This window comes from Frankia sp. BMG5.60 (assembly GCF_059428125.1).
This window is the reverse complement of record NZ_CM182091.1, coordinates 5,701,776-5,725,408: the sequence shown is the minus strand read 5'-3', so window position 1 is coordinate 5,725,408 and position 23,633 is coordinate 5,701,776. Positions and strand designations below refer to the sequence as shown.

14 protein-coding genes are annotated in these 23,633 nt (G+C 71.9%); all 14 read right to left on the bottom strand.

The genetic code is table 11. The annotated features are described in order from the left end of the window. Window positions 1–52: 52 nt before the first annotated feature. Window positions 53–2,740: a GDSL-type esterase/lipase family protein gene (locus AC5R91_RS23455; RefSeq protein ID WP_495393478.1), complete on the bottom strand. Its 2,688-nt coding sequence runs from the start codon at window positions 2,738–2,740 to the stop codon at window positions 53–55. Between the two features lie 12 nt (window positions 2,741–2,752). After that, complete coding sequence (locus AC5R91_RS23450) at window positions 2,753–3,928, bottom strand: acyltransferase family protein (RefSeq protein ID WP_495393477.1); 1,176 nt, start codon at window positions 3,926–3,928, stop codon at window positions 2,753–2,755. A gap of 107 nt (window positions 3,929–4,035) precedes the next feature. Further along, a complete protein-coding gene (locus AC5R91_RS23445) occupies window positions 4,036–6,429 on the bottom strand; it encodes a glycosyltransferase family 2 protein (RefSeq protein ID WP_495393476.1) in 2,394 nt (797 codons plus the stop codon). 740 nt (window positions 6,430–7,169) lie between these two features. Then, window positions 7,170–8,660 carry a sugar transferase gene (locus tag AC5R91_RS23440; RefSeq protein ID WP_495398038.1) on the bottom strand — a complete coding sequence of 497 codons (1,491 nt, stop codon included), beginning with the start codon at window positions 8,658–8,660 and terminating at the stop codon, window positions 7,170–7,172. 741 nt (window positions 8,661–9,401) lie between these two features. Beyond that, on the bottom strand, window positions 9,402–10,538 hold the full coding sequence (locus tag AC5R91_RS23435) for a Gfo/Idh/MocA family oxidoreductase (protein WP_495393475.1): 1,137 nt from the start codon (window positions 10,536–10,538) through the stop codon (window positions 9,402–9,404). Continuing rightward, the gene (locus AC5R91_RS23430) at window positions 10,538–11,404 is read right to left on the bottom strand and encodes a phytanoyl-CoA dioxygenase family protein (protein ID WP_495393474.1); all 867 of its coding nucleotides are present in this window, start codon (window positions 11,402–11,404) and stop codon (window positions 10,538–10,540) included. The genes AC5R91_RS23435 and AC5R91_RS23430 overlap by 1 nt, the downstream gene beginning before the upstream one ends. A 55-nt stretch (window positions 11,405–11,459) precedes the next feature. Continuing rightward, on the bottom strand, window positions 11,460–13,091 hold the full coding sequence (locus AC5R91_RS23425) for an FAD-dependent oxidoreductase (protein WP_495393473.1): 1,632 nt from the start codon (window positions 13,089–13,091) through the stop codon (window positions 11,460–11,462). A gap of 66 nt (window positions 13,092–13,157) precedes the next feature. Continuing rightward, a complete protein-coding gene (locus AC5R91_RS23420) occupies window positions 13,158–13,352 on the bottom strand; it encodes a hypothetical protein (RefSeq protein WP_495393472.1) in 195 nt (64 codons plus the stop codon). Between the two features lie 7 nt (window positions 13,353–13,359). Beyond that, entirely contained in the window at window positions 13,360–15,417 is a 2,058-nt protein-coding gene (locus AC5R91_RS23415; protein ID WP_495393471.1) for a hypothetical protein, read from the bottom strand. A 43-nt stretch (window positions 15,418–15,460) separates the two neighbouring features. Next, complete coding sequence (locus tag AC5R91_RS23410; RefSeq protein WP_495393470.1) at window positions 15,461–15,823, bottom strand: hypothetical protein; 363 nt, start codon at window positions 15,821–15,823, stop codon at window positions 15,461–15,463. Between the two features lie 29 nt (window positions 15,824–15,852). Next, the gene (locus AC5R91_RS23405; protein ID WP_495393469.1) at window positions 15,853–18,285 is read right to left on the bottom strand and encodes a hypothetical protein; all 2,433 of its coding nucleotides are present in this window, start codon (window positions 18,283–18,285) and stop codon (window positions 15,853–15,855) included. Between the two features lie 209 nt (window positions 18,286–18,494). Then, window positions 18,495–19,550, bottom strand: coding sequence for a polysaccharide pyruvyl transferase family protein (locus AC5R91_RS23400; protein WP_495393468.1), 1,056 nt, complete (start codon window positions 19,548–19,550; stop codon window positions 18,495–18,497). A 2-nt stretch (window positions 19,551–19,552) separates the two neighbouring features. After that, a complete protein-coding gene (locus tag AC5R91_RS23395; protein ID WP_495393467.1) occupies window positions 19,553–21,211 on the bottom strand; it encodes a lipopolysaccharide biosynthesis protein in 1,659 nt (552 codons plus the stop codon). A gap of 113 nt (window positions 21,212–21,324) precedes the next feature. Next, window positions 21,325–22,710 carry a glycosyltransferase family 2 protein gene (locus AC5R91_RS23390; RefSeq protein ID WP_495393466.1) on the bottom strand — a complete coding sequence of 462 codons (1,386 nt, stop codon included), beginning with the start codon at window positions 22,708–22,710 and terminating at the stop codon, window positions 21,325–21,327. Window positions 22,711–23,633 lie beyond the last annotated feature (923 nt).

Here is a 23,633-nt window from a genome sequence, read left to right as displayed (position 1 = left end):
CACGTCCGCGGATCCGAGGCGGCGCACCGTCACCCGGGTGAGCGCGTGGGGGTCAGGGCGCGGTGCGGACGGTGAGATCGGCCACCGACCACCAGTGGTCGCCCACGGCAATGGTCAGTTGCACCCGGACGTAGCGGACGGTGACCGGAGGGAAGGAGACGGCGGCCCGGGGACCGTCGTCGCCGCGGGTCGCGACCGTCCGCCAGGTGGTCCCGTCGAGGGAGACCAGCACCTCGTAACCCCGCGGCTGGTCGCCGACGCTGGGGCCGGTGTCGAGGTCCACGCCGCCGACCCGCGTCGGGGTGCGCATGTCGGCCTGCAGCCACATCCCCGGTTCCTGGGGGTAGCCGCTGGTCCAGCGGGTGCCGGGCAGGCCGTCGGCGGCGAGGGCGGGCGAGGTGTCGGTGCAGCAGGCGCTCACCGCGACCGTCGAGGCCGACATGCGGGGTCCGGGTGCGGCCGCGGAGGCTGCGCGCAGGCGACGCACGACCGGCCTGACGGCGCCGTACCAGGCGTCGCCGAGCGCGTTGTAGCCGGCCTGGTCGGGATGCAGCCCGTCGACGTAGTGGTCGGGGCCGACCACCGAGGACAGGTCCACGACCGAGACGTTCGCGCCGGCGGCCCGGCTGGCGGCGACGACGCCGGGGATCGCCGCGTTGAAGGCCGCCCAGGTGGCGTCGTGGCCGTTGTGCATCGGGACGAGGGTGGACACCAGCACGGTGACGCCGGGGCGGGCGGCGAGGATCGTGCGCAGCAGTGCGTCGAGCCGAGCGGTGGCCTGCGGAGCGCTGGCCCCCTCGTTGATGTCGTTCGTGCCGGCCATGAGCAGGACGACGTCGGGCCGGGCCGAGCCGACCCAGGCGGCCGTCTGGTGTTGTAGCGCGTCGAGTCGCCACCCGGGATGGCCTTCCTCCCGCTGGTCGCCCAGGTCGGGCGGGCCGCTGCGCTGGGAGCCGACGAACACGACCGGCTCACCGTCGTTCTGCACCAGCCGGTGCCACAGTTGGGTACGCCAGCCGCCGCTGGTCACGAACCCGTCGACGAGCGAGTCCCCCAGCGGCATCACCCGGATGCGGTTCTGCGCCCCGGCGAGCTCACCGCCGAGACCGGGAGGCCCGGTGGTGGGGGTTGACCCGGTGGCAGGGGGCAACGCGGTGGCAGGGGGCGACCCGGTGGCAGGGGGCGACGCGGTGGCGACGGCGGGAGAGGACGCGGTTGCGTGCCGGGGGCCCGGCCAGGAGAACGAGGCCATGGCGCCGGCCGGGACCCGCGCGGTGAACGACACCCGGCCGTCGTCGACGGTGACCGCCGCCGGCGCCGTCCCCGGGTTGTAGGCGACCAGCGCGCGCGAGCCGTCCGGGTTCACGAAGGCGACGTTCTCCAGGCCGCCGGGTCCGGGCGAGGACGTGTCCACCCGGACGGCACCCGGCTCGGTGACTTTGGCGAGTTGGCCCAGCGCGTAGTACTCGGGGCTGTACTCCACGTTTCCGGTGCGCCCGTCGATCGTGACCAGGCCGCGGCAGCTCGGGCAGCCGCCGAGCTTGGGCCCGCCGGTCTCGTCGAGGGCCACGTTCCAGTAGGCGACCGTCGCGGCGCCGTTGCGCGTCGCGCCGATCACCATGTTCTGCGCGCTCCAGCGCAGGCTGTCGCCGAAGCCCTTCGACCAGGACCCGCTGGAGCATTCGGTGACGTACTGGGCGAGGTTCGGCGCCTGGCCGCGCAGCACCGCCTGGGTGGAGGGGTCCCCGCCGTAGCAGTGCGAGGCGACCCCGGCGATCCACGGCGCCGCCGCGGGGTCGCTGAGCACCTGCAGGGCGTAGGAGCCGAAGTCCCAGTTCTGATCGGAGACCGCTATCCGGGTGCTCAGCCCGGCCGCGCGCAGCGCCGGACCGAGCGCGGCGATCACCGCCGCCTCCTGCTGGGCCGCCATCGGCATGGCGGGATGGTTCCCGGGCGGTGCCAGCGGTTCGTTCAGCGGCGAGATCAGGTCGATCGGCACGCCGCCGTCCGCGTAGGCACGGGCGTAGGCGGCCAGGTAGGCGGCGAAGGCGGCGGTGTACTCGGGCCGCAGGGGGCCGCCGGAGGACCCGGACAGCGTGCCGCCGGTGCGCATCCAGGCCGGTGCGGTCCAGGGCGTCGCCATCACCCGCAGGTCCGGGTTGAGCTCGCGGGCCTGGCGCAGCAGCGGCAGCAGGTGCTGTTCGTCGCGGGCGACGCTGAACCGCCGCAGCCGCGGGTCGCTCTGCCCCGCGGGGACGTCGTCGTAGGTGACCGCGGCGCGGGAGAAGTCGCTGGCGCCGATCGGCTGGCGCAGGAAGCTCAGCCCGGCGCCGGCGTCCCGGTCGAACAGCGAGCGCATCAGCCTGCCGCGCTCGCGTGCCGACAGCCTCGTGTCGATCAGGTAGGCGGAGGAGTCGGTCAGGGCGGCACCGATTCCCGTCAGGACCTGGAAACGCCGGTCCGGCTCGACCCGCAGGACGCCCTGCGCCGCGACCCGACCGGTCGACGGGAACAGCCGCACGTCCGGCTGGCGGTCCAGGTGGTGCGCGCCGTCCGCACTGGTCAGCCACGCCGAGGCGGACGGGTCCGGGCCAGGACCCACCACGCCGAGGATGATCGACACGGCGACGACGACGGACAGCAGCCCGATCACCGCGAACGCGAACGTGCGGGACCGCGACCGGGACGCAGCCACGATCTCGTCAAGCTGCGGGACTCGTAGCATGGTCGGCTCGGCCATGGTGCTGATCCGTCAGCCCTCGTGCCGGGGACCGTAGTACGAACGCAGCCGACCGTCCGGTCGGAACAGGGCCTTCAGCTCGCCCGCGGGCCTTTCGAGGATGACATAGCTGATCCAGCCGAACGGCACGGAGACGACCACCAGCAGCAGCGCCACCCAGGGGAACGCCGCCGCCTGGTGACTCAGCAGGTGGTGCGTGTCGAGGTAGAGCAGGATCGGTTCGTGCCACAGGTAGACGCTGTAGCTGACGGTACCGACGAACATCAGGGGGCGGGCCGCGAGGGCCCGTCGCCACCAAGCCCGCGGATGCGCGAACAGCGAACTGCCGAGCAGCAGGGTGAACGCGACCATGGCCAGCAGGTTGAACTCGGTCGAGGCCCGGGCGTCCTCGGTCCGGATGGCGCAGCCGTAGGCGAGGATGGCCAGCGCCGCGAGCCGGACGGGGAGGAGCCAGACCGCGCGCACGGGCCGGTCGCCCCACCGGGCGTGGGCGATGGCGAGGAACATCCCCATGGCGAACATCTCCGCCTTCGCCAGAGGGTTGAACCAGATCGCCCACCGGTCCGACGGCTGGTGGGCGATCTCGAGCGCCCACCAGTGGTACGCAAGCGAGCCGACCAGCATCACGGTGGGCGGCGTCGCGATCCCCAGCAGCCGCACAACCGGGCGTGACCGGGCGGGAAGCCAGCCCCGCAGGGCCAGCAGGATGAGCGCCACGGCGACGTAGAAGAAGATCTCCACCGAGAGCGACCAGGCCGGGCCGATGGTGTAGAAGATGCGGCGGCTGTCGAAGACCTGGGTGAAGGTGAGGTGTTCCACCAGGTCGCGCCAGTCCCCGGGCAGGTCGGGGTTGCGGTAGGTCCACACCAGCAGGGTCGCGAACCAGTACAGCGGCAGGATGCGCACGGCGCGGCGCAGCAGGAAGACCCTGGGGCTGCCCACTCGCCGCCCGGCGAGGACCTGGCGTGCCGCCGGGGCGTAGAGCAGGAAGCCCGACAGCAGCAGGAACAGGCTGACGAGGCCGTCGAGGTTGAGCAGCAGCCGGCCCAGCGGCGTCCCGGCGTACGCGTAGCCGTCGGGGGACGAGCCGGCCGAGTCCCCGCCGGCGCCCTCCCGGCAGAACTGGTAGGCGTGGAAGACCACGACTCCCAGGGCGGCGATTCCCCGGTATCCCTCGAGGTCGTCCATGCGCGCCGGCGCAGGCGGCGCAGGCGTTGACGTTGACGTTGACGGCGACGGCGACGGCGACGTGGACGACGGCGACGGCGTGGACGTGGTGAGCAGGCCGGTCATTGTCAGGCCGACTCCCGCCGGTAGGCCGGGCTGGGCACGGGCACCTGGCGCGGGGTGACCCGCCACTGGCGCTCCCCCCCGATTTCCTTGATCTGGGCCACCCGGGCCAGGCCGTTCTTGTATTCGGTGTAGAAAAAACCGCCGAACAGGGCGTAGCCGAGGAACCAGCGCCGGCGCCGACGCACGTCCGGATGGGCGAGCAGATAGGCGAAGAGGCTTTGCGCCACGCCGACTCCCATCGTGACCAGTGTGAGGAACAGGAAGAACGGCATGGCCCAGTGCACGCCCCGACCAGGTGCCGGATGCAGCAGCAGATATCCCAGCAACGGGAAGATCTGGATGGAGATCCACGGGTAGAGCTCGCGCCAGCCGAACAGGAACGCGGCGCCGGCCTTCTGCCGGCGGTTGAGGGCGGGAGAGGCCAGCGCGACGCCGAAGTACTTCCGCGACACCTGGAACCAGCCCTGGGCCCAGCGCAGCCGTTGGCGGGTCAGCGCCCGCAGCGTGGTCGGCGCCAGCTCGAAGGACAGCAGCGCCGGATCGGAGGCGATGCGAACACCGGCAAGGATGGAACGGACCGAGGAGTCTATGTCCTCGGTGAGCATGCGGGGGCGCATCCGGACGCGGCGCAGAATGTCGGTCCGCCAGAATCCGTTGGAACCGCCGAAGATTCCGAAACCGTGCAGTTTCGCCCGCCCCGGATGGCCCACCGCGTACATCGACTCGAACTCCACCGCGACCATGCGCGACAACCAGCTCGCACCGCCGTTACGGATGACGCAGTGACCCTGCACGACGTCGTAGGCATCGGCCAGCCAGCGCCACGCCCGCGTCACCGAGTCCGGCGCCGGATGGTGGTCGGCATCGAAGACGCCGGTGAAATGGCCGGTGGCGATTTCGAGGGCGGCGTTGACGTTCTGGGCCTTCGAGGTGCTGCCGGGCACCCTGAGCACCACCAGCCGGGGATGATCGTGCGCCATGTCCTGGAGCACGGCCTCGACCGGCAGTGAATGTGGGGTGTTGTAGGCGAGGATCACCTGCAGGGGCCCGGCGTAGCTGATGCGCAGGAACGCCTCGAGGGTGTCGATGATCGTCGCTGACTCGTTCGGCAGGTACGCGGCGATGACGACCGTCGCCGGCGGCGGGTCTCCCGGCGGCAGTGCCGGAGGCCGAACCGGGTCGAGCGCGAGCAGACCCTCGACGTAGATCGACCCGGCGGTCGCCACCAGCGCGAGCACGATGAAGGCGTAGGCGGGGCCGAGCACGTCGACACCGAACTGGGCCGTGAGCGTGTAGTAGAGAAAGGGCGGGCCGAGGGCGAGGGCGAGGCTGAGCAGGGCCTGCGCGGCGGTCGACCCGATCCCCCGCCTGGCCATCCGCCAAGCCGCCACCGCCGCACCGGCACCGGCAGCGGTGGGGAGCTCGCCGTGGACGGAGGCCACCTCCTCGGACGGCTCCCAGGTGCAGGGCTCCAGATCGAGGCGGCTGGCCGCGGTCGCGGCGGCGGCCCTGGCCCGACTGATCAGCACGGCCGGATCCGTCCGACTCACGCCGACCAGGCCGACGGCGGGCGTGACGCGCAGATGCTCCTCGGCGTCGCCGACGGTCACCGTGACCGACCGGCTCGCCAGCGCGGCGTTGAGCTGCTCGAGCTGTTTGCGGACCCGAGCGGCCGGCGCGGCCGGCAGGACCCACAGCAACTCGCCGTTGCTGCGCAGAGCCGGCGGCTTGGCCAGGCTCAGTTCCGCGACGGTGACGTCGCGGATCCGGCCGACCAGCTCCCAGGTCGCCTGCGCGCCGAGGCGCTCGCGGACCCGCCCCAGCTCGCTGACCCGCAGGCAGACCAGCACACCCTCCCGCCCGACCAGGCGCAGCCGCCGACCGGAGCCCTGCTGGACGGCGACGTCGTCGAAGATGTCCTCGTCCTCGAGGGCGAGTTGCGCCAGCCCCCGCCGGTTGCGTTCGCCCCTGCGCTGGACGGTGGCGACGAGGCGGCGGGCGACCGCGTCGAGGTCATGCATGGTCAACCGCCCGGGCTGCGTCACCTGCTCCTCGTCGGAACCGCCGGCCGGGGGTGTCGCCGGCCGATCGGTCGGCGGGATCCGGGGCGGGTCACCCCGGCGCGCGGCCGGAATGAGCCCGGCGACCAGCTCCTGACTGACGACGATCTCGTTGGTTACCTGCTGGTCATCCCCGCCCGGCTCGTCCTCGCCCGGCAGCGCGACACGCACCGCCAGCCCGTGATCCTGGAGCAGGTCGGCGAGGTACTCCGACTCGGTGCGGTCCCGTAGGGAGACGCGAATCCACGGGCCGGCCGGTGCCGCTCCGGTGGCAGTCGGCGCAGGGGCGGCACGGACGCGGTGACGGCCGGCGGCGCCGCCGGCCTCAGCGCCCACGACGAATCCTCGGTCGCATCGCCGACGGTCGGCGCCCAATCGCCGACATCACTGACATCACCGCATGGGAATGACAGAAAAAGGTAGGCATATCTTCCCCCGATATGGCCTCTGCACGGTTCCCTCGGAACCTGGGATCAGGCCGCTGACACCTCGGCGCTCACGGCCCGCCTGGCCGCACGAGAACGGAATGTGGTCGGCGGCGGAATCAATACCGCGTCGCCGGGGTCCACCTTACGACCGAGACCCCGCCACATACGACCATCAATGCGCACGACGCCCATCTGTGACCCATATCACGGCAATGGCGTACAATCCTGTAAATGAAATCTGCGACCGCGCCGACGACATCCCGGTCGGACATTGATGATATCCACGGATCAACGGCCGAATGCGGTCACGCGCCGACATTCAGCACCATTCGCATAGCGCAACAATTTCAGGCGACAGAAATGTCGACGTTGCACAGCAATTTCATTGAGCGCCATCCGGAGCACATACAGGCGCAGTGCCGGCGCTCAACGGACAGCGCCTGATGGCAGCGGGACCGGTTTCCTGGCTCCGTTCCCCTGCACAGCTCTCGCGCGGCCGGTGCCGGCGGACCATCCGGTGGCGAGGCGAGCGCGGTCTGACAACACAGGCCGTCACCGAACACCGGCAAGGAACACGTGAGCGGCTGCACTAGTCAGTGCCTGAAGCCGGCTACCGGCCCCGCCGCAGCAGATCGGCGGATCGGCGGATCAGTAGGCTCCCTCGCGGCGCAGCACCGCGAACATCGTCCGCCAGAGGATGTAGAAGTCCATCGCCAGCGACCAGTTCTGCACGTAGCGCAGGTCAAGTCGCACCGACTCGTCCCACTCCAGATCGGACCGGCCGCTGATCTGCCACAGGCCGGTCAGGCCGGGCTTCACCATCAGCCGGCGGTGCACGTCGTCCTCGTAGCGGGCGACCTCCGCCGGCAGCGGCGGGCGCGGGCCGACCAGCGACATGCTGCCCCCCACGACGTTGAACAACTGCGGCAGCTCGTCCAGAGACCACTTGCGCAGGAACTTCCCGACCCGGGTGATCCGTGGGTCCTCGCGCATCTTGAACAGCAGGCCCTCGGCCCGCTCGTTGTGAGACTCCAACTCCGCCTTGCGCTGCTCGGCGTCGACGTACATCGAGCGGAACTTGTACATCGTGAAGTGCTCACCGCCCCGGCCCACGCGCACCTGCCGGAAGATCGCCGGCCCCCGGCTGGTCAGCCGGACGGCCAGCGCGAGGGTGACCAGCAGCGGCAGGCACAGCAGCAGGATCCCCGCGGCCACGCTCCGGTCGAACAGGCCCTTCATCGCGCGTCGGGTACCGCTGAGTTCCGGCTCCTCGACGTGCAGCAGCGGCAGCCCGGCGACCGGACGGATCGAGATACGCGGCCCGGTCACGTCGGTGAGCGCCGAGGAGACCAGGACGTCGACCTCGCTGCCCTCCAACATCCACAGCAACCGCCGCAGCCGCTCACCGTCCATCTGCGGGCTGATCGCGACGGTCGTCGCCGCCGTCTGCGCGATGGCGGTGTGCAGGCTCTCCGAGGTCCCGACGATCGGCACCCCCAGCAGATCGAACCCGCCGCGCTCCGGCGAGTCGTGGCTGTGCCGACCCGGCGACCGATCGAGGACGACCCCGACGACCGACCAGCCCGCGGTGGGCTCCCGCTGCGCTATCCGGATCATGGACGCCGCGGACTCCCCCGCGCCGACGACCAGCACACGGTGCAGGCAGCGGCCCGTCCGGCGCAGCCGGTGCAGACCGGCTCGCGCGCCGACCCGCAGCGCCACCGTCAATAACAGTGCGGCGGGGAACGCGATCAGTACGTAGGCTCTGGCGAGCTCGGCCTTGGTCGCATAGGAGACGACCGCCACGACCGCGGTGAGCTGGGCGGCGGCGTTGAGCACGCGCCGGAACTCCTCGGATCCCCCGCCGAGGAAGCGGCTCTCGTAGGCACGCCCGAAGAACATCGACAGGACCCAGGCGAGCGGCAGCAGGACCGACATCACGATGTAGGGCCGCGCCGATACCGGCTTGAGGTCGAACTCGACCAGGCCGCCGAACCGGACCAGGTAGGCCACCCCCACCGCCACCACGCAGGCGAGGGCGTCGGTGAAGACCAGCAGCCGGGTGTAGGGACGCTCCCAGGGAACCCGGGCCCGGTAGCCGGCATCGCCCCGCGCGTCCGGGTCGGGCAGGCCGGGCAGGTCGCCGGCCGAGGGGTCGAGCCCGCCGGCCGGCCTGGGCGCCGTGGCGATCCCCGCGGCGTCCGGCTGCGCCGCGCCGAGGTCCCGACGGCCGACACGATCGACCGCCGGCGCCGGCGGGGGGACGTCCCCGACCACCACCGCCAACTGGGCACGCTGGTTCGGTATCCGCCGGCCGGGCCGACCCGGCGCGACGGGCGAGGCGCCGAGCGTCGCCGCACCGGCCGGGACCGCCGCCCGGTCGTCGGGCCGGCGGCCGCCGCCACGCTGGGTCACTGAACGGCCCCCCGCCGATCCTGAGCATCGCTGAAGACAGTGTCCGTCACTCGGAAAACCCCCCGCGGTCACGACTTCTTCGGACGGGCCAACAGCCCGACGAGGGACGACCGACCGGGCTGTGTGCCACGTCAGCGCATGACAGCAACACCCGCTGTGCCGATCGACGAACCCCCCACTGGTGCACGTCGCACCACCGGCTTGTCGGACCCCCATCCAGCCGGCCCCGTGCGTGCAAACCAACTCTAACGTCCAGCGAGGGAGCGAACCATCGGACCTCGGTGGAATGCGTCATGCGCGTGACAAAAATTGCGGTAGGCCCGAATCGCTTGAGCCGGTACACCCCGCCTGCCTCCCGAACCCCGGTTCGGCTCGGTCACGAGGTTTTCCGGGTGGGGGATAAGCCCGGAAGATAACGACATATCATAAACTATCCGGACCCGGACCCGGCGGCCTGGCGGGAACTCACCCGGGCCCTCGCGTCGGCGTCCCTCCCCGGCGCGCCGCCGGCCTGGTGATGACGCCCCGAGCCCGGGCCAGCCCGGCGAACATGCCGTCCAGACCGCCGACGATGTTGCCGCCCACGCCCGCCACCGGGTCGACGAGCAGCGGGCTCGTGCGCAGGGCCACCGTCGTCAGGTGGTCGTAGAGCGCCTCCCGGTAGGTGTACCGGGAGTGGAAGGCCTCTCCCGTCACCGCCGCGAGCACCTCCAGCAGGCCGCAGGTCTTCAGGGCGTTGAACAGGCTGCGGTCGGGCACCTCGGCGTCGAGCAGGGCGGGCAGCGCCGGCAGGTCGAGCTCTGAGCCGCCGAGACGCTCTGAGCCGCCGAGACGCTCTGGGCCGCCGAGAAGGTAGCCGTCGGGCCGGTCGTCCCCGCGGGGCCGCAGCACGTGCACCGGGCCGTGCTCGGCACCCACCTGCGCGGAGTCCGTGATCACGCCCTTCTCGCCCGTGATCGTCGTCGTCCCTCGGGCCTGGTCGTACGGCTCGGTGATGCGCCCCCGCAACCCGCCCCGCAGCCGGAAGTCGAAGTGCACGTCGGCGCCGACCCGCCGCCGGGTGCCCACGGTGACATGGTCGAAGTCGGCCAGTGACCGGATGAGGGCGAGCCCGTGGTAGCGGTAGCCCGAGTGCGCGAGCTCCACCGAGCGCACCTCGCCGATCAGGCCGTCGGCGACCGCGCGGCGGGCGAGGGTCCACTGCGGGTAGTTCATGTAGTCCTCGGCCACGACCACCCGGGCGAACGTCCGCAGGGTCGCCATCGCCGGCAGGTGGGCGGCCTGCCCGAACACCGGCGTGTCCAGGACGACCGAGAGCTGGGCCGCCCGCTCGGCGAGTTGGCGCAGGACCGCGCGCACCGCGGTCGTGGAGACCGAGACGACGACCGTGTCGACCGCTTCGAGGACCGCGGCCGGGGAGTCCACCACCGGCACCCCCCACGGCGCGGCCGCGCGTTCGGCGTGCTCCCGGGTGCGCGACCACAGCCCGACGATCTCGAACTGGTCCCGCCGCTGCGCGAAGGCCGGCAGGAAGTTGTTCCGGATCCGTCGCCCGGACCCGATGATCAGGACCCGGCGCCGGTCCACCCCCGTGGCCGCCATCAGCCGACCGGCAGCCGGTACTTGACCGCGCTGACGCGGTGCCAGAGGGCGTCCGCGCGGGAGACCTCGACCACGGCGTTGGGCACGAGATCGGCCGCGGGCGGGGGCGGGGTCGCCGGATCCGCCGCGCGCGGAAGCTGGCGCGGCGCGGCCGGCCCGCCCCGCCCGGCGCCGAGCAGGAAGCCGAGGTACTCGTCCGCCGGGTTGACCGCCGTGCGGGCACGGGCGAACTCGGGCAGCTCGATCCGGTCGTTCGGCAGCGCCGTGGACTGGATCGACAGCTTGAGCACGCGCCGGCGGACGGGGCTGAGGTTCGGCGTCGCGCGGTGGTAGAAGGAGCGGTTCCACACGAAGGCGGTGCCGGCCTGTCCCTGCACCACGACCGAACGGTTGCCGGGCTGGATGGCGTGCGCCGGCGGCAGCGTCCTGAGCTCGAAGCCACCGGAGCCGCTCGCGACGTCGCTCAGGTAGACGAAGATGCTGATGTACTGGGGGGCCGCGGTGGGATCGAACAGACGGATCGTCTCGGTGTCCCGGTGCCAGCCGCCCAGGCGCCCGGAGTGGATGTGCGACCGTTCCTGGTTCGCCGCGGTCTCGTAGACGTGGCAGTGGTACAGCACCGCATCGGGGATCAGCGCACGGATCGCCTGGCGCAGCGGCGTGGAGAACACCTCCTCGGCGATCCCGAGCGCGACGAGCCGGTCCGCGCCGACGTAGGCCCGCGCCTGATCCGCCTTCTCGGCGAACTCCCGGTCGAGGATCTCGTTCCACCGCGCCACGGTCTGCGGCGGGTAGAGATCGGCGACCGAGAAAATGCCCGCGGTCCGCAGTCGGGCGCGGTAGTCCGCAGCTTGCCCGGTACTCACACCATCCTCCTTCTACTCCCTAGGAATCATTGGAAATGCTGGGGATTCGGCGGAATCACGTGGCGACGCCCGGCAGTGGCAGGCGCAGCCTTTGCAGGGCCGCCCGGATCTCGGGATAGGCGACGTCCTGAACGGCCACGCCGCGGCGGACTCCCGTGCCCGCGGCGATGGCCGCCACCTGGCCGAGCATCATGAGCACCGGCTCCATCCGCAGCGAGGACCAGGCCACGTGGGAGGAGGAGACGCAGACCGGCACGACGAGGTTCACGCACTCCTGCCGCCGCGGCAGGATCGAGCGCAGCGACACCGTCCACGGGCCGGGCACGGGAACGTCCACGCCGCCCTCGTTGACGAGGCAGTTGTTCGCCACGACCCGCTGCACGGCGTGCGAGTCGACCTTGAAGGATGCGTAGGCGATCGGGTCGGGGCAGCGCCGGACGCCCGACGTGTCCGCCTCCGTCGCGACGTAGTCGCTGACCATCCGCCTGGCCTCGCGCACGTAGAGCTGGCGCGGCCAGTTGTCGCTGTCCACGAACTCGTCGGCGGCGAGGCCGAGGGAACGGGCCTGGGTACGCTGCCAGGCCGGCACGGCTGGATCGTTCGCGAGGAACCAGAGCAGGCCCTGCTGGTAGGAGAGGTGATCCTGGTAGATCTGCTCGCGGCGCTTGTAGTCGGCGGTCGCCCAGTTCGCCGAGCCGCCCACCAGGTTGGTCGAGACCGGACCGCTGTTGTTGAGGTCGAATTTCCGCCCGGGCAGCTCGACCATGAAGGACATCACGTTCCGGTTCCCAGCGGCCAGATAGCGGCGGTGCAGCTCATACCGCTCGGGGTCGTAGTGCGCCGGCTTCGGGAACGGCCGCGCGTTCGACCCGGCGTGGGTCAGGCAGAGCCGGAAACAGAAGTCCATTCCGAGGGGGCTGCCCTGACCCGTCGCCCCCAGCCCGTTCACCGAGACGTCGGGCAGCAGACCGCTGGTCGGATCGCCGTCGCGGCGGTAGGGACTGACGCAGGACAGGAAGGTCGATCCGGCCGGCCGGTTCTGAATGCCGTTGAGGGTCTCGCCGTATTCGCTGTTGGCCTCCCGCCCGGTCGCGAAGGCGACGCGCGCCGCGGCCAGCAGGTCACCCTCGTAGCTGGCGTCCACGAAGGCGTTCGCCCGGTGGGTGCCGCCGCCGTCGGTGTTGATCCAGCGGATGCGGTTCCCGCTGAGCACGACCTCGGCGAGCCGCTGGCGGGTCATGACCCGCACGCCCGCCTTCTTCAGGACCGCGACGAAGACGTCGCGGGCGACATGCGGCTCGAAGTTGTACACCGGCCCGGTCGAGCGGTAGTGCTCGCCGATCGCGGCGAAGATCTCCCGGGCGAACCCGCCGATGGTCGAGGTGTAGCCGGTGTCCGTGGCGGACAGGCCGCCCGACATCATCCCGCCGATCTCGTCGTCGAAGGCCAGCAGCGTGGTGCGCAGGCCCATCCGCCGAGCCTGGACGGCCGCGGCGATCCCCGCGGGCGTCGCGCCGTAGACGCACAGGTCGGCATCCGTGCGGGGGGCCTGACCGTTGTCGGTCGGGCCGAGGTAGCGCGCCTGCGAGTCCGCCTGGTCATCGCCGCATCCCGCGAGTGCCAGCGCCCCGGCCGCGCCCAACCCCAGCAGGAGGATCTCCCGCCGGCTGCGGCCTCGCCCGCTCATCGCCGCCACTCCCGGCCGCGGGACCAGGTCCTACCCAGGTGCGAGGTCCCCCCCAGGTGCCGGGTCTCACCCATTCGACACCCGCACCCAGCAGGCGGCGAAGGCCGCCACGGCGACCACCGGGAGACCGACGTTCATCAGCCGGCCAACCCCCCGGGCGCGGGGGGACCGCGCCTCGCGCAGCAGATCCACGCCGATCGCGAGGCCCGCCGCCAGGCAGACGAGCACCAGCCCGATCCGAATCACGTTGTGCTGGTCCATCCGTCCCTCACCCCTCCTGGTCCACCGAGAGCACCGGGCGGGTCGACGCGTCCACGCGCGATGTCCGAAGTCCGCCGTCGACCCCGCGCGCGAGAATGACCGCGTCCGGACTGTTCCGAATGCGGTGGTATCCGGCGGACCGTTCCAGAGATGCCGCGTCCGCCGCCGCCCACTTCTCGGGACGGGATTCCGACTCCCGGCCGTATGCGTCCTGGGCCCGCGTGATCAGAATGTAGTCGGGCTTCAACTGCAGAGCGCACTGGTACGGATCGACGACCGGTTTGCACTTGCTCTCGAGATTTATCAACGACACCCGACCGAGATCGTCGTTCTGACCCGGGAAAAAGCCGTTGAGAACGCCGATGGTACTGCCCGCGGGAGCCAGGTCGTAGAGCTCCTGGGTGGCCGCGACCTCCTCGTGGGAGAACCAGACGAACTCCTCGTTGCCGCCCCGACAGACGAGCTGCACCGCGACCGCCCCGATGCACACGACCAGCAGGAGCGCCGACAGGCGCCGCGAGAGCTCCGGCCGCCGCGGGCGGGCCCGCCGGATGCGCACCTGGACCGTGTCCTCGCCGCGACCGGCCTCCCCGGCGCGCGGGCGCCGGCGGGCGGGGCCGCCGCGGCGGCGCCCGCGGCGGGCGAGCGTGCCGAAGTCGGGGTCGGGCGCGGGCAGGAAGGCCGCGGCGCACAGGGCGCACAGGAACGGCAGCGCGAACAGGTAGGCCCGCAACAGCGCCTCGCCGCCGTAGGACTGCAACGCGAGCAGCCCGAACGGCGCGCAGGCCGCGGCCTGTGCCACCGCGCCGAGCCGCCAGCGCCGTCTGCGCAGGGAGCCGACCGCGGCGCCGACGAAGAGCACGCCGACCACCACGATGCGCAGGAACGCGATCCGCAGGTGGGTCGGCGAACCCTGCACCCGGTTCGACAGGGTCTGGTTGACCGTGCCGCCGACCCCGCCCACGTCCCCGGTGACGACCGACAGATGACCGCTCCAGAAGTCGACCGCACCGAACGTGAAGTAGCCGACGAACAGGATCGGCACCAGCAGGACGAGCCCCCGCCCGCGCAGCCGGCGGGTCAGCAGCAGGCTCACGAGCAGCAGCGTCAGCAGCGGCGGGGAGAGCTGGTGGCTGGCCACGACGGCGAAGGCGAGGACGGCCGCGCACGCCAGCAACGCCATCTGCTCGCGCGGCCCGAAGGCCGGCGGGGGCGGTTCGAGCAGCGCGCGCAGCCGGTCACGCCGGCCGCGCGCCTCGCCGCCTCCCGCTGTCCCGCCGCCCACCGCTGTCCCGCCGCCCACGGGCGCGCGTCGCCCGCTCGTGCGCAGCGCGATCACGAGCACCACCAGCGACAGCAGGTACGCCGTCCCCTGCGGGGAGAGGTACTCCTGGTCCGCCCAGTCGGCGCAGAGGAACAGCCACAGCGCGAGCCAGGTCGCCCGGCGGCTCAGCCCGAGCTCGCGGAAGATCATCGCGAGGCAGGGCAGGTAGGCGAGCATGAACACCACGGAGGCGTACAGCAGCAGGTGGCTGGCGTCGCCGACGCCGGCGGTGTTCATCAGCACGGCGACGCCGGCGAAGAACCCCGGCCAGGAGAACCGCGCGTCGTAGTGGTGGAGCACGGTGCCGTTGTCGTGGATGTAGTTGATGAAGCCCGCGTGCCGCCACGAGGTGGGCAGCCGGGCCGTCTGCTCGACGACGGGGGACACCCCGTAGATCGCCATCACCAGCGCGCAGGTCGCGGACGCCAACAGCCAGGTCCGCGGGCGGGCGGCGCCGAGCTCCCAGACGAAGGCGGCGGCGAGCGCCACGATACCGGCCGCGTAACGCCAGTCGAGGGCGTCGACGATGCCCAGCGCGCCGATCCGGTGCGGATCCGCGGCGGCCATCCCCCAGCCGATGAGCACGGCGGCCACGGCGAGCAGCGCGACCGGCGCGGGGCCGCGCGTCTGCCCGGGCGCCGCCGGCGCGGTCCGGCCCGCCGCCGCGCCGCGGTCGGCGTCGGTGGCTCCCGCCAGCTCCCGCGATCCCTTCCCCGGCCGCGTGTACGCATCCGTCGTCATGAGAGACCCACCCCGCCATCGCGGGCACCGGGACACGCCGCGATCACGCTCCGCTCCCCCGCAGGCCGCCCCGCCCCGCGCCGGCCCGCGTCGCCGACGGGCGCGCCCGCCAGAAGTCGACGGCCAGCGCCGCCAGCGAGACGAGCGCGAAAACGACCACCAGGGCGAGGGGATGCCACGCGTCGGACCACAGCATGAGCTGGGCGCCGACGATGGTCAGCGCCACGGACAGCGCGCCGCCCACGCAGGCGAGCAGGACCGGGCCGTCCAGGCGGGTGAGCAGGAGCAGCGGGACGCCGGGAATCGTCACGTGGAAGGCGAGCGCCAGCACGACCCGCACCGCCCCCCCGGTGTCCGCCGCCTCCAGCAGGGGGACCAGCACACTGAGCAGCCCCAGGACGCTCAACCGGACCGTCGTCGAACGCCACGCCGCCATCAGGGCCGCCCCAGCGACACGGTGGCCGCGGCCGGCCCGCTCGTCACGACGGCGTCCGCCGTGGGCGAGGGAGGCGGGGTCAACCGGACGTTGTTCGCCACGCCGACCGCGTTCGACACACCGACCGCTCTGGAGTCGGCCAGGGCGTAGATGCGCGTGTCGGCGTTGCTGTACCAGAGCCGGAACGAGGGCGACCGGGCCACGGCCGCCTCCAGCCGCCCGAGTGCGCCGGCCGGTGCGAGCTGGAACGTCCGGACGTAGGCGTCCCCGCTGTCGGCAAAGGCGAGGTATCCGCGACTGGAGTACTTCCTGATCTCCGACACCACGGTGCTCACGTCCGCCGGACCCAGATCGCGCCCTCGCAGGTCCGGATTGAGCAGCATGTTCGGTTCGTCGCCATTCTTCATGTGGATGAACTCGTCATAGTTGGGCCCGTAGCTACGGGGGAAGTTGGGGGCGGCGCACATGAGCACGGAGCCCGACAGCGCGTGCCCGTAGAAGTAGTCGCTGGCCGCCACGGTGCCGGCCGGCATGTAGTTGAGTTCCTCCTGGCCGAAGAAGGCGGGCAGGAAGGCTCCCGTGCAGGCCAGGGCCACCACCCCGACCCGCCGTGCCCGCACCACCGGCACCGCGGGACCCGCTGGCCGCGCTGGCCGCGCCGGCCGCGCCGCCGGTCTCGCCCGCACCGGCCGCGGCTCGCCCCGGACCATGCCGCTGGCGATGGCCAGCGCCGCCCAGGGCAGGGAGAACAGGTAGACCCGGAAGATCGCCTCGCCCCCGTAGTCCTGCCCGAAGACCAGGATCGCGGGCGAGACGAACAGCAGGCCGAGCACGCCGGCCCCCGGCCGCCGGCGTATCCGGCCGTGCACCACCGCCGCGGCGGCCAGCAGCCAGACGAGCATCGACAGGGCGGTACCGGCCCGGGCGTGCAGCGCCTTCCCCGGTAGCGGCGTCGCACCGTACGGGTCGACCCGCCGCAGGTTCTGCAACGGATCGGGCGAGGACGCGACCCCGAAATGGCTGGTGATGTAGGACAGGTTCGGGATCAGGAACGCCACGGCGAGCACCGTCATGAGGACGACGAGCAGCCACGGCCGGACCAGGCCGGAGGCGACGAGCACCACCACGCTGACCACGATCAGGTACGGGGTGAGCTGGTGGGAGACCACCACGGCGGCCTGCAGCAGCACCGCGACGGCGATCGCCCAGCGGCGCAGCGTGGTCGCGTCGGTCGCACCCGTCGCACCCGTCGTCCCCCGCCCCGGGGACCGGCAGAACTCGACGAGCAGGCAGTAGATCGCGAGGGCGAGGGTGAGCGCGAGGCCCTGGGGTGCGAAGTAGCTCTGCCCGACCCAGTTGCCCGCGACGAACACGAGCGCGGCCACCCAGCCGAGACTCACCGAACGCAGGTACGACCGGCCGAGGCAGGACACCAGCAGTGCGGAGACGGAGACGAAGAAGACCTCCGCCCACTGCGCGAACACCAGGGGATCCGTCGTCCGGGTCAGCCCCGACAGGAAGGCGGCCACCGCGAAGAAGCCGGGCCACCGCTGGTAGATGTCGACGTTCCCGTCGAGGGAGTGGTGCGCCAGGATGTAGCGCGTCACGCCGACGTAGTTGTACACCCAGGAGTAATGGGGCACGGAGTACACCAGCGGAGCCGTGCCGAAGAGCACGAACACGATCCCGAAGAGGTATCCGGCCGCCGCCGCCCGGTTGACCTCGGGCCGGGTCAGCACGGCGACCGCGCCCGCCAGCAGCAGCGCGAGCGCCAGATACCAGGTCGCCGGGAGCACGGTCAGCATGCCGTACTGCCCCATCCGCCCCGGATCCACCCGCCCGACGCTGACCGCGAACAGGACGGCGGCGAGGACGCCGGGAGCCACGAGCGGCCCCGCGGCGGCGGCCCGCGGCCGCGGCGTCCCCGCGCGCCCGCCGGCCTGGACGTCACCGGTGCGGCGCGCGATGGGTTCGGTGTGGACCCCGACGGTGCCCCGCGCGATGGGTGCGGTGGGAGCACCGACGCCGCCGCGCGCGATGAATTCGGTGGGGGCGGCATCGGTGAGAGTGACCGCGACGGGCGCCCGCGCCTCGCCGCTCTCGGGTGCGGACCGGGATCGTCGCGCGTTGACCATGATGATCGCCACCGACAGCACGACCAGCACGGCGGCCACCGCGTCCGGATGCCAGATCCGCAGCCACAGCAGCACGCAGAGCACGACGGCCTCGACGGCGAGGCTCACGCACACGGCCAGGCCGGCCCAGAGCGCCCGATCTTTGATCACCACGAAGCTGAGAACGGCCGCACCCGGCAGGAGCAGGACCGCCGGGAGGATCACCGCGGCCCGCAGGCCGCCGGGAGCACCGAGCGGCAGCATCACGAGACAGATCAGTCCCAGGCCGACCGCCAGGCGGGCGCGAACTCCGCTCATCTGCACGTAAACCTGTCTCCGCTGGGTGGATGCCGGGGATGCCGGGTGGATGTGGACGCCGGGTTGGAGGTGGATGCCGCGGTGAATGTGGAGGTGAAGGTGGATGGGGTGGGGGTGGATGAGGTGCCAGGGGTGGCGTCGCCGGGGCCGTGCCCGGGCCGGCGCCGGTGGGAATCCGACGCCGGTGCTGGTCGAGGCCCGCCCGGTGCCTACCCGGCGGCGTGGTCGAGGCCGAGCTGATCGCCGATGCGCGCCAGCGCCGCGCGCAGGGCCGCGCGGCGGGCGTCGACGGCGATCTGCAGCCGCATCACGTGGTCCGTGCGATCCGCGTCGACCTTCTCCACCAGATCGACGAGCGACTCGGCGTCGACCTCGTCCGTGCGCAGGAGGAACCGCTCCTGGCCGAGGGAGGCCATGAAGTCGTCGCACTTGGGCTGGTAGCCGATGGCGATGGTCGGCACGGCGGCGGCGCAGGCCAGGATCGCCGCGTGCAGCCGCTGGGCCACGAGCACCGAGCAGCCGCGCACCGAGTGCAGGTAGGTGTCCGGATCGACGGTGACGTACACCTCGGTCCGGTCGGTCACCCCGGCGTCGGCCAGCAGCCGTTCGGTGTACGCCCGGTCGCTGTCGTTGGCGAGGAAGGCCCGGAACCGCCAGCCGCGCCGGGCGAGCTGGCGCAGCGCGCCGGCGAGCTCCCGGCCGACCCGCTCGGGATCGTGCCCCCACATGTCGTCGCCCCAGCCGACGTTGAGGCCGAGTACGCCCGCGTCCACCGACCGCGGCAGCGGGCCGGGTTCGAGCAACAGAGCCGGATCCCCCACGACCTCGCTGACCACTCCGATGGTCCCCAGCAGTTCCGCGGAGCGCGGTCCGCGGACGGTCACCCGGTCGAACTGCTCCAGCAGCGGTCGCCACCGGCGCAGTTCTCCGTTCGCGGAGAACGAGTTACGGCCCTGGAACACCGGATCCTCGACACCGGCGCCGAGCAGGTGGAACGGGCGGCGTCCCACGAGCCGGCCGCCGGTCAGCAGGTGGACCCGCCAGTTCTTGCGTCCGATCACCGTGCCGCCACCGAGCAGCAGGGAGGCGTCCCGGAAACTCAGGTGCCGGCGCTCCCGCAGGTGGCCGGGGAGGTCGCCGGGATACAGCGGCAGGGCGGCGATCCGCGCCTGCGGGAACGCCCGCCTGTAGACGAGCTCGATCGCGTCGTCGCCGAGGTTTCCGCGACCGGCGTAACCGAGATAGGCGAGTGCGACTTTCTGCATCTCTACAAGACCGTCCTCATGTGGTGATCCGAATGCGGTGACGCCAGCCGGCGATCCCGGCGGCCGGCCTGCCCGCTCGGTTCCGACGACGACCGCGGGGGGTCGAGCTCGCCGCCGGCCCCCGCCGGATCGGCGACGTACTCCCGCACGGAGGGCGCCGCCGGCCCGGCACCGCGCGCTGCGGACCCCGGTGGGCGCGTGCCGGACTGGCGGGGGTCGGGGAATGACGGCCGGCGCTCGATGAGCCAGGTCGTCTCGGGGTCGGGGAGGTACGGGTCGGGCTGCTCGGGTGCCACCAGGCCCGGTTCCGGGACGTCGGCGTAGGGCAGGGGCAGCACCGGCCGACCCCGGGTGGGCGCGGGCTCCCGCAGCCCGACGCGGGCGGGGTCGGGTGCCGACGACGGCCGGCGCAGCGCCTTGACGTAGATCGGCACCACGGCCAGGGCGATCACCGCGTGGCAGGCGAGGTAGGCCAGCCCGATGGCGGTCAGCCCGTGGGATCCGACGATCAGCGCGGTCGTCAGCAGGCAGACGCTCACGGAACCCTGGATGGCCAGCAGCAGCCGCGCCTTGCGCTGCACCCGGCTGATCGTCACCGCCAGCAGGATCGTCGCCCGGAAGATGGCGCCCAACGCCAGGCACGCCAGCAGGTTCGTCCCCTCGTGCGAGTACTCGCTGCCGAAGACGCCGAGCAGGGTGCCCGAGAAGATCGCCGTGAGCAGCGCGACCGGGACGATGAACGCCAGCAGGAACTTGACCATGCTGAGGATGTGGGCGCTGACCCGGGAGGACTCCCGGGTGCCCTCGACGGTCAGGGACGCGGTGGCACCGCCCATGAGCTGGTCGAAGACCGAGACCAGGTTCCACGAGGTGTAGAAGTACGCGGTGGCCTCGTAGCCCAGCCGGGCGGAGACGATGACGGGCAGCAGGGTGGTGGCGGCGAGCTGGACCAGCCCGCCGGCCATGTCGCTGATGATGTACCAGTCGGCCCGCCGCCGGGGTGCGGCCGCCGCCGCCGCGACCGCCACGGGCAGCGGACCGGTGAGGTCGGGGGAGTCCTTCCTCGGCAGCACCCGGCGCCAGATGAGCGTGTTGATGACGAGGACGAGCAGGAAGACGGGCGCCGTCCAGGCGAAGAACAGGCCGGCGGAGATCCCGAGGGTGGCGAACACGAACAAAAGGACGAGCTTCGCCCCCGCGAAGAACGCGTTCTCGATCGGCACCCAGGGCGCCTTGCGCAGCCCGGCGAGTACCGAGTCCTGCAGCGTGAACAGACACCAGAAGGCGACAGCCGCCACGAAGAACACCGAGAACCACGGGTTGAAGTCGGCGAGGAACGTGCTGCGGCCGAACAGCGCCACGAAGCCCAGGGCGAGCACCGCCGCCAGCAGGCCCGACAGGGCGTACGCGTTGCGGATGATCTTCCGGCGGGGCTTCGCCGCCGCGGGGATGGTGGCCGGCAGGATGTTCTGCTGGTTGAGCTGTGCCAGCCCGGAGAGCAGCAGCATCGTGGAGACGGCGGTGGAGGCGCGTCCCACGTTCTCGGGCGAGTACTTCCAGGCGGCGATCGCCCAGAAGGCGATGCCGAGCACTCCGGTGATAGCCGTGGACGCCATCAGCAGGATCGCGTTGCGCAGCAACGGCGAATGCAGGATCCCCATGGCCGAGGAGACCGCCCGCAGGGGGGCGAACCGCGGACGGGATCGGGTCCGGGCATGACGCGGGTGGGAACGCTCCCGCCCGCGCGCGCCGGGGCGCCCAGGGCTACTCCGCTTCACCTGGCGTGGTCCTCCGCTTCACCTGGCCTGCTCCGATCCCCGTGGCCGAGCTGGGCGCGCCGCGCCCGCGCGTACGCGAACGGTCCCGAGGCGATGCCGAGCACCTCGGTCAGCACCAGCTCGGCGGGGAAACGCGGCCCGCGGCTGACGTTCTTCGACGACCGCGGGAGCAGGAGGAACAACAGCCCGGCGGGTACCCGGCGCATGATCTCCAGGAGCTCCCGGGGACTGGCCGTCGCCTGGGCCAGCAGCATCGCGGACAGCCCGGTGCCGTAGTTGCGGAGCTGGTCGAGCAGCTCGCCGTACTGCTGCCGGTGGGTGTGGTAAACGATCGCCGAAGGTTCGTAGACGATCCGGTGGCCGGCGCGGATGGTCCGGGTGAACAGCTCAAGGTCCTCCCCGGCATGCGTCGGCGTACCGGGCCCGAGGATCTCGTTGAAGCCACCGAGTTCGCGGACGGTGTCCGCATCGAAGGCGACGTTGTTGCCGGAGCCGAAGGCGCCGGCGGCGTACGGGTAGAGGGCGCTCCCCCGGGTCCAGCGGTCGTAGACCCTCCGCTCGAACCCCTTGCCGAAGCCGCCGTACTGCTCGAACCAGATCTGCGCCGAGGTTGTCAGCTCGTCGGGCAGCACCAGACCGGTCACGCAGCCGACGTCGTCCGCGGCGTCGAACCCGCCGAGGATCGCCGGCAGCCAGTGCTGGTCGACCTGGGTGTCGTCGTCGAGGAAGGCGATGGCACGCCCTCCGGCCGCGGCGAGCCCGGTGTTGCGCGCGCGGGCCGCGCCCCGGCGTGGCTCGCACAGGTAACGGAAGCGCCCGTCGGACCGGCTGACCGTCTCGACGAGGTCGCGGGTCGCGGCCGTGCCCGGGGCGTTGTCGACGATCAGGAACTCGATGTCGGTGGCGGCCACCGCACGCAGGGAGGTGATCAGCCGGCCGAGGCTCGCCGGCCGGTCGCGGGTCGGGATGACCACGCTGGCCGGACTGCGCCGCTCGTGCACGGAGACCGGCCAGGTATGGGAGCACCCGTGCTGGTCCAGCCCCTGCTTCTTGACCAGCAGGGGAATCTCGACGGCGTTGGCGTCCCCACTGTCCGGAATCTCGAGCTGCCCGACCGGGACGCCGTGGCAGCGGACCAGCACCCGGACCTCGCCGAAGGTGGCCTGCGGGCGACCGAGGGCCGCCCGGGCCGTCAGCAGCGCGGTGGTCAGCTCGTATTCCGCGATCCGGACGGCCCGGCCGGCGTCCGGCTCCTGGCCGACCACTCGATGACGCCCCTGCACCCGCGAGCACAGGACGGCGAGCCGGTACCAGGCCGCGAGAGTGGTGAGCAGCCGTCGTGCAAGTGCCGGTTGAGGTTCGGATTGAGGTCCGGATTGCACGCCGGAACCGGACCGGCGCGCGGGCATTCCCGCTCCGGACCCGGTCACGGACCTGGCCGCATTGATGTCAAGGGCGTCTACCGACGGAGCCGGGATGGAGGCATCGTCGACGCGCGCGGGAGTCGCCAGAATATCGGCCTTGATGGCCGCGGGAATGTGCTCTTGACCACACATCTGAGGTTCGTCCGTTGGATTCGGCGCCGCGCAGGCGCTGATGGCCTGCCTGAGAGAACAGCAAGGTGCAACCAGAGCGGCCGGACTTTCCGACGCCGTGCGGGATGTCAGATCGGAACGCTCCGCGCCGCCTTGCCGATCGAATTCGAGCATGCTGAAGCCAGCCCCCCAACTGACCAACGACAGAGATCCACCATGGACGATTCGGACAATTATGCCCAATGGCGGTAATAACCAGCTACGCGCGAAGTGTCCGACTCCCGAACCAGCCCCCCAGCCTTCGGAAGGTGGCGCGCCAGGCTTCCATGCCTTTTTGCGTATACGCCACCCGTTCCGGTCATGCTAGCACGTCGGTGGGCCCCCTCCGGGTGCCGGACGCCACGGACCGGATCCACCCGAACCCGCAGTAACCGCTGGCGAGCGGGCTTCACGCGCTTGTTACGCCGCAGACCCGGCCCGTTCTCTTCGGGGCCCCAGGATCGGCCTCGTCCGCCCCCGACCCGGCGTCCCGGCACCGGGTCAGACCCGGCGGCGGTCATATAGAGATTCTAGTTACACATGGATCGTTCGCCTTGCCGACCGTTCGAACTGATGGTTAGCGACAGGCGCAAAGCCGCCGTCCGCCCGCCCTTTGCTCCGGCGAAAGAATCCCGATCCGGCCCGCATCACAAAGCGTGATCGAGCCATGGCATCCACGGAACCTTCGAGGGGATCGGCGGGCTGGTAGCCCTCGAGCATCGCTTCCTGCT